Source organism: Salinactinospora qingdaonensis, assembly GCF_039539445.1.
GTDB lineage: Bacteria > Actinomycetota > Actinomycetes > Streptosporangiales > Streptosporangiaceae > Salinactinospora > Salinactinospora qingdaonensis.
The window spans coordinates 107,057-114,157 of the sequence record NZ_BAABDD010000016.1 but is presented as its reverse complement, the minus strand read 5'-3'; the positions used below and the strand labels follow the sequence as shown (position 1 = coordinate 114,157).

The following is a 7,101-nucleotide window of genomic DNA, read 5'->3' as shown; positions in this document are numbered from 1 at the left end:
TCGTGGCGATCATGCCCCGACCACCGCCCCTCTCCCACCGTGCACAGACCCACCCCCAACCGAAACCACCCCGCCACCACCCCCACCCACCACTTACCCTCACCGCCCAACGTCGCCACCGGCCCCCAACGCACAGCACCGGTCTCCGAACTCCCCACCCACCGGCTGCTGTCGCCGCCTCCCGTCGCCACCCCCAGCCCGAATCGGCAGCACCGACAACTCGAGGCCCCAGCCACTAGCCGCCCCCGCCACCAGCACCCCCACGGGCGATCACCACCCCGCCACCCCACCCGCCGGCCGCCTTCGCCGCCCTGCGTCGCCGTCGGAAACCCCAGTGCACAGTGGCGGTCTCCGAACTCCCCACCCACCGGCTGCTGTCGCCGCCTCCCGTCGCCACCCCCAGCCCGAATCGGCAGCACCGACAACGAGGCCCGAGCCACCACCCGCCCCCGCCACCAGCACCCCCACGGGCGATCCCACCCGCCGGATCTACCTCGGCGCCGCCCCCACCTCCACCCCACCTCCACCCCACCTCCCCCACTCACCGTTCGCCTTCGCCGCCTCCCCAGCGCACACCACCGACACGCAGCCCCTCTCCCCATCGCTCGCCCTTACCTTCCGCCCCTCGCTGTCCTCCCCGGCCGGTTCGGTTACGGTTCGTCCAGCGCACACCATCGGTATCGGGAAACCTCCTCATGGGTGTGACGCGGCTCCCTCATCGTGTGGGCATAATCGGGCAGGGGCGCGTTGTTTCTTTCGCTGCCGACCCGCTCTCCAGACTCGAAGGGCAAGCCCCGCGCACTCCACGCGCGCGGGGCGGGAAGAGACATATGGCCGCATGGTTCACCGCTCACGTTGTTGCCACCGGTCGGTTACCGCTGTTCAGCTTCTTCGTGGCCTTCGTGGTCGGCTTCCTGCTCATCCGGCTGAGCGTGCGTCTGATCCGCGCTAAGGTGCGCTGGTGGCCGGGTAACGTCCGCGCCGGTGAACTGCATATCCACCATGTGGTGTTCGGGATCGCCTTCATGCTGTTGGGCGGTGTCGCCGCCCTGCTCGTGACCGAACGCGACGGGTGGCCCATCATTGTCGCGGCGGCTCTGTTCGGTTTGGGGGCCGCGCTCGTCCTCGACGAGTTCGCCCTCATCTTGCATCTCCGCGACGTCTACTGGACCGAGAAGGGGCGCACCTCGGTCGATGCGGTGTTCGTCGCCGTCGCCCTGTCCGGCATCCTCCTCATCGGCATCCGCCCCTTCGGGTGGGACGAGATCACCCACGGCGGTCCCCGGGACGGCGTCGTCGAGGTCGGCCTTGTCGCGCTCGCTCTGGTGAACCTTGCCGGTTCGGTGGTGAGTCTGCTCAAGGGCAAGATCTGGACGGGGCTGGCGGGCGTGTTCGTGCCGGTGATATCGCTGGTCGCCGCGGCGCGCCTGGCCGTGCCAGGTTCTCCTTGGGCGCGCTGGCGCTACCAACCGGGCTCGCGCACGCTCACGCTGGCTGTGCACCGCGACGAGCGGCTACGCCGGCCCATCATCCGACTCAAGATCCGGTTCCAGGAGATGATCGCCGGCCGTCATGACCTTATCGCCGAGCCTCAAGTCGAGTTGCCTCCCGTGGCGCACGCGCCGCAGCCGGCCCCCGGTGCGCCCCGAGCCTGAGGAGAGGATTGTTCCCATAGGGTTGCAGGTGTCATGGCATTAACCAGAGGCTCCAGCCGCCACCAGCGGGGGCTGACGATCGGTGTCGACATCGGCGGCAGCAAGGTCGCCGCCGGCGTTGTCACACCCGCGGGCCGGGTCTTGGCGCGGGCGCGCCTGGAAACCCCGCACCGCAGTAAGAGCCCGAAGATCGTCGAGGACACCATCGCCGAACTCGTGGCGAAGCTGCGCCTGGACTACCCGGTCAACGCCGTGGGGGTGGGGGCAGCCGGCTTCGTGGACGAGCAACGCGCCAACGTGCTGTTCGCCCCCCACCTGTCGTGGCGGGATGAGCCGCTGCGCGACGCGCTGCGCACGCGCTTGGGTCTTCCCGTGGTGGTGGAAAACGACGCCAACGCCGCGGCGTGGGCCGAAGTGTGTGCGGGCGCGGGGCGCGACGCCAGCGACGTCGTGGTCGTCAACCTCGGTACCGGCATCGGCGGTGCGATCGTCGTCGACGGCGTGCTCCAGCGCGGGCGCAACGGCCTGGCCGGCGAGTTCGGTCACATGCTCGTGGTGCCCAACGGGCACCGCTGCGAGTGCGGTAACCGGGGGTGCTGGGAGCAGTACGCCAGCGGTAACGCGCTCACCAGGGAGGCTCGGGAGTTGGCGCTGGCCGAGTCCCCGGTGGCTCGCGGGCTGCTCCAGGCCGCCGGCGGCGAGCCCGCCCGTATCACCGGTCCGATGGTCACCGAGCTCGCGCGCGAGGGCGACCGTGCCTGCACCGAACTGTTCGAGGATGTCGGAACCTGGCTCGGTGTAGGGCTGGCTAACCTGGCCGCCGCCTTCGATCCGGAGTTGTTCATCATCGGCGGCGGGGTATCGGCGGCCGGCGAGCTCCTCCTCGCCCCGGCGCGAACAGCCCTTGGCCGCCACTTGACCGGACGTGGCCACCGCCCCGAAGCCCAGGTTGTCACCGCCGCGCTGAGCAACGAGGCCGGGATCATCGGCGCCGCCGATCTCGCTCGCGACGCCTTGCCGCGCTGGCGGCAGGGCCGGAGGCAGGCGCGGTTGCCTCGCCCGCGCTTCCTGGCCCGCGCTTGAGGAACGCGCGGTCTTCCCCAGCTACCGTTTCTCCTGGGCTGCGCTCCCGCCCCCGCGCGTCGGTGATCGGGCGTGCGCCGGTGTGGCACGTCACCGCCCACCGACCGAACCCCGTTCTAGTTTGGGTGGGGTCTGATCTGTAGAGTGCCGGTCATGGAGCTGAATGGAGTTGCCGCCCTCGTTTCCGGGGGTGCGAGCGGGCTGGGCGAGGCCACTGTCAAAGAGTTGGCTGCCGCCGGAGCGACCGTGATCATCGCTGACCTCAACGCCGAGCGCGGCGAGGAGTTGGCCAAGAACCTCGGCGGGGTTTTCGTGTCCACCGACGTTTCCGACGAGGAGCAGGTCCAGGCCGCAGTCCAAGCGGCGGTCGACACTGGCAAACCGCTGCGGGTAGCTGTCTCCTGCGCCGGGATCGGCTGGGCTAACCGCACCGTCGACCGGCAGGGCACCCCCCACGACCTGGCGTCCTACCGGAAAGTCATCGACGTCAACCTGATCGGGACGTTCAACGTGCTGCGCATCGCCGCGGCTGCCATGGGCAAGACCGAACCTGTCGGCCCCGACGGCGCGCGCGGCGTCATCGTCAACACCGCGTCGCTAGCGGGGATCGAGGGGCAGATCGGCCAGATCGCCTACTCTTCGTCCAAGGGAGGCATCATCGGTATGACCGTCCCTGCCGCCCGTGACCTCGCGGCCATCGGTGTTCGGGTGAACACCATCGCACCCGGCATCCTTGACACCCCCATCTACGGCAAGGGGGACGACGCCGAGGTGTTCAAGCAGCAACTGGCGGCGCCGGTGCCTTTCCCCAAGCGACTGGGCACCGCCGAAGAGTTCGGTCAGCTCGCCCGCGCTCTCATCGAAATCGACTACCTCAACGCCGAAGTCGTCCGCTTGGACGGCGGCCTGCGCATGCCACCGAAATAGGAGAGGGCAGTCATGTCTGAGGCAACCGAAGAGGTTCACTACACCGCAGCGGACGGTGTCGCTGTCATCACCATCAACCGGCCCCGTGCCAAGAACGCCGTCAATGGCGCGGTGGCCCAAGGCATCGCCAAGGCCCTGGACGACCTCGACGCGCGGCCCGACCTCAGAATCGGCATCATCACCGGGGCCGGCGGCACGTTCTGTGCCGGTATGGACCTGAAGGGCTTCCTCGAAGGCGACATGCCCACCGTCGGCGACCGCGGTTTCGGCGGCTTTGCGCAGCGCCCGCCGCGCAAACCGCTCATCGCCGCTGTCGAGGGATATGCGCTCGCCGGCGGGTTTGAAGCGGTCTTGGCGTGCGACCTGGTCGTGGCGGCCGAGGACGCCACATTCGGCATCCCCGAGGTCAAGCGCGGCCTCGTTGCCGCCGGCGGCGGCCTGCTGCGGTTGCAGCACCGCATCCCGCGCAACATCGCCATGGAGTTCGCTCTTACCGGAGACTTCCTGCCCGCCACCCGCGCCGCCGAACTCGGCCTGGTCAACCGGCTCACCTCCAGCGGCGGCGCCCTGGAAGGAGCCCACGAGCTGGCCGCACGAGTGGCCGCCAACGCTCCACTGGCGATCACCGCCTCCAAGCGCGTCATCGTCGAGTCCGACGACTGGTCCAGCGACGAACAGTGGCAGCGCCAAGAGGAGATCACGGCCCCGGTCTTCAGCAGCCAAGACGCCATGGAGGGCGCCGCCGCCTTCGCTGAGAAACGCCAACCCGACTGGAAGGGCGCCTGACCCGCGTTCGCACGGTCCGGCCCGCGCGTCGCCTCCTCACCGCGGGCCGCGCTCGGCCCTTCCCCGGCCACGCCTTCCGGGGAGGGGCCTGCCGGCCGGCGTCGCAGCGTCCCGCTCGCCCGCGGGCCCGTCACGCCCATACTCCCCTTCACAAGGGGAAACCTGGCAGTCTGGTATCCGGGACGAGAGCGAGGCCACCCCCTGCCCCCTCGGTGGGGTACAGCGGCCCTAACGTCCCCGCAGCGGCTGGCGACGTCGACTGACAGGGGCAACGCGATGGCGACCACCGGCGAGCAGCCTTCCCCCTCCCGCACTACCGATGCCGCGCCTTCGGCGACCCCGCCCGCCATTGGTCTGGAGCACCTCACCAAGATCTACCGCTCCCGCGCCGGGGTCGTCACCGCCGTACGCGGCGTCGACCTCGCCGTCGAACGCGGCGAGTTCCTCTCCCTGCTGGGGCCGTCGGGCTGCGGTAAAACCACTGTCCTTCGCCTCGTCGCCGGCTTCGAGACCCCCACCTCCGGGACTGTGCGCCTGGCCGGCGCCGAGGTCACCGATCGGCCACCGCACCGGCGCGACGTCAACATGGTCTTCCAGAGTTACGCCCTGTTCCCCCACATGACCGTCGTCGACAACGTCGCCTTCGGGCTCCAGCGCAAGCGCCTTGCCCGAGCAGAGGTCAAGCGGCGGGTCCGCGAGATGCTGGACCTCGTCGAACTCGACGCCTGGGCCGGCCACAAGCCCGGCCACCTCTCCGGAGGTCAGCAGCAGCGCGTCGCGCTCGCCCGCGCGCTGGTCAACCGCCCCAGCGCGCTCCTGCTGGACGAACCGCTCGGTGCCCTCGACCGCAACTTGCGCCAGACTATGGGCACCGAACTCACCCGCATCCAACGCGAGCTGGGCCTCACCTTTGTCCACGTCACTCACGACCAGAGCGAAGCGCTCGCCCTGTCCGACCGCATCGCCGTCATGAACGCGGGAACCGTCGAACAGCTCGCTCCTCCCGCCGAGATCTACGAGCGCCCCGCCACCGCCTTCGTCGCCGGATTCCTCGGCACCTCCAACCTGCTCGCCGGGGTGGTGGCGGACCGCGAGGGGGTCGAACACGCTCTCCTCGACATCGGAGCCGGCCGGCGCCTGCGGGTGCGTAGCCACGCCCCCGAGGGGGCCCGGCTGCACGTCACGATCCGCCCTGAGAAGATCAGCCTCAGCACGACCGAGCCCGATACCGCCACTGACCGGCTGTCCGGCACTGTGCGCGAAATCGTCTACCTGGGAGCGAGCACTCACTACACCGTCGACGTCGGTCAGGGCACCGAGATCGTGGCCCACCGCCAAAACACCGCCAACGCCGGCAACATCGCCGAACGCGGCGACACCGTGTGGCTGTCCTGGCGCGGCGAACACGCCTACGTCCTGCCCCGGTAGGCCCCGGAATGGATGACCACGGCGCGCCCTCCCCGCGCCCCGCCCGCCACAGTCGCCGTGACCTGTTGCGTTACAGCGGCCTAGCCGCGGCGTCGACGCTGGCGGGGTGCGCTATCGAGGGCCGCACCATCGAGCCCGTCTCCCCCGAGCGGTACTGGGCGGGTCGCAGCCGCAACGGTCACCTCCGGTTCGCCAACTGGCCGTTGTACATGGACCCGCAGCGAACCCCGCTCACCCTGTTCCGGCAGCGCACCGGTATCACCGTCGACTACGACGAGACCATTCAGGACAACGCCTCCTGGTTCGGCCGAATCCGACCGTTGTTGGCCGAGGGGGTCGATATCGGCGCCGACCTCATGGTCATCACCAACGGCCTGGAGTTCAACCGGCTCAAAGCGCTGGGCCATCTCGCCCCGCTCGACCACGAGCTGCTGTCCACCTACGCCCAGTACGGCGCCGACCGCTACAAGCACACCTCCTACGACCCCGGAAACCGTTTCAGCGTCCCCTACGCTTCCGGCATCACCGGCATCGCCTACCACCCCGATCTCGTCGGCCGCGAGATCACCTCGTTCGACGACCTGTGGGACCCGGCCTTCGCCGGCCGGGTGGGCATGCTGGGGTCCCCGCAAGAGATCGCCAACGTCGCCCTGCTGCGCAACGGTGTAGCCCCGGCCGATTCCACCCCCACCGACTGGGAGAACGCCGCCAAAGCGCTCACCCGGCAGCGCGACCGCGGTATCGTGCGCGCCTACTACCAGCAGGACTACATCCAGCCGCTCACCAGCGGCGAGCTCTGGCTGAGCATGGCCTGGTCGGGCGACGTCTTCCAGCAGAACACCGTCGAAGGCGCCAACCTGCGGTTCGTGATCCCCCGGGAGGGGGCCACGATCTGGACCGACAACATGGTCATCCCCATCACCGCCAAGAACCCCGTGGACGCGATCACCCTCATGGACTTCCTCTACACTCCTGAGGTCGCCGCCGAACTGGCCGAGTACATCACCTACGTCGCCCCGGTGCCCCAGGCCCAGCGCGTCGTCGAGGAGCGGGCGCGCGCGGCCTCGGCAGAGCGGCGGCGATCCCTGCAACGCCTCGCCCAGAGCCCGCTGGTGTTTCCCACCGAACGGGACTACGCCCAACTGCACAACTACGTGCCACTACCGGCCGGCGAGTCGCAGCGGTTCACCTCCCTGTTCCTCGCCGTCACCCAGGCGTGACG

6 protein-coding genes are annotated in these 7,101 nt (G+C 69.6%); all 6 read left to right on the top strand.

Annotated features, from left to right (window positions below; genetic code table 11):
* Positions 1-830 precede the first annotated feature (830 nt).
* The 6 genes from ABD848_RS16705 to ABD848_RS16680 all read left to right on the top strand — a co-directional run bounded on the left by ABD848_RS16705 (position 831) and on the right by ABD848_RS16680 (position 7,099).
* Positions 831-1,655, top strand: coding sequence for a hypothetical protein (locus tag ABD848_RS16705; RefSeq protein WP_344972965.1), 825 nt, complete (start codon positions 831-833; stop codon positions 1,653-1,655).
* Between the two features lie 33 nt (positions 1,656-1,688).
* Positions 1,689-2,738: an ROK family glucokinase gene (locus tag ABD848_RS16700; RefSeq protein ID WP_344972963.1), complete on the top strand. Its 1,050-nt coding sequence runs from the start codon at positions 1,689-1,691 to the stop codon at positions 2,736-2,738.
* A gap of 153 nt (positions 2,739-2,891) precedes the next feature.
* Complete coding sequence (locus ABD848_RS16695; RefSeq protein ID WP_344972961.1) at positions 2,892-3,665, top strand: SDR family NAD(P)-dependent oxidoreductase; 774 nt, start codon at positions 2,892-2,894, stop codon at positions 3,663-3,665.
* Between the two features lie 12 nt (positions 3,666-3,677).
* Positions 3,678-4,451 (top strand): crotonase/enoyl-CoA hydratase family protein, encoded by a 774-nt coding sequence (locus tag ABD848_RS16690; RefSeq protein WP_344972959.1) that lies wholly within the window; start codon positions 3,678-3,680, stop codon positions 4,449-4,451.
* A gap of 276 nt (positions 4,452-4,727) precedes the next feature.
* The gene (locus ABD848_RS16685; protein ID WP_344972957.1) at positions 4,728-5,879 is read left to right on the top strand and encodes an ABC transporter ATP-binding protein; all 1,152 of its coding nucleotides are present in this window, start codon (positions 4,728-4,730) and stop codon (positions 5,877-5,879) included.
* Positions 5,880-5,887: 8 nt separating this feature from the next.
* Positions 5,888-7,099 carry an ABC transporter substrate-binding protein gene (locus tag ABD848_RS16680; protein WP_344972955.1) on the top strand — a complete coding sequence of 404 codons (1,212 nt, stop codon included), beginning with the start codon at positions 5,888-5,890 and terminating at the stop codon, positions 7,097-7,099.
* Positions 7,100-7,101: the final 2 nt, after the last annotated feature.

Coding starts and splice junctions, on each gene's coding strand:
- ABD848_RS16705 (WP_344972965.1), top strand. CDS start 831: ATGGCCGCATGGTTCACCGCTCACGTTGTTGCCACCGGTCGGTTACCG.
- ABD848_RS16700 (WP_344972963.1), top strand. CDS start 1,689: ATGGCATTAACCAGAGGCTCCAGCCGCCACCAGCGGGGGCTGACGATC.
- ABD848_RS16695 (WP_344972961.1), top strand. CDS start 2,892: ATGGAGCTGAATGGAGTTGCCGCCCTCGTTTCCGGGGGTGCGAGCGGG.
- ABD848_RS16690 (WP_344972959.1), top strand. CDS start 3,678: ATGTCTGAGGCAACCGAAGAGGTTCACTACACCGCAGCGGACGGTGTC.
- ABD848_RS16685 (WP_344972957.1), top strand. CDS start 4,728: ATGGCGACCACCGGCGAGCAGCCTTCCCCCTCCCGCACTACCGATGCC.
- ABD848_RS16680 (WP_344972955.1), top strand. CDS start 5,888: ATGGATGACCACGGCGCGCCCTCCCCGCGCCCCGCCCGCCACAGTCGC.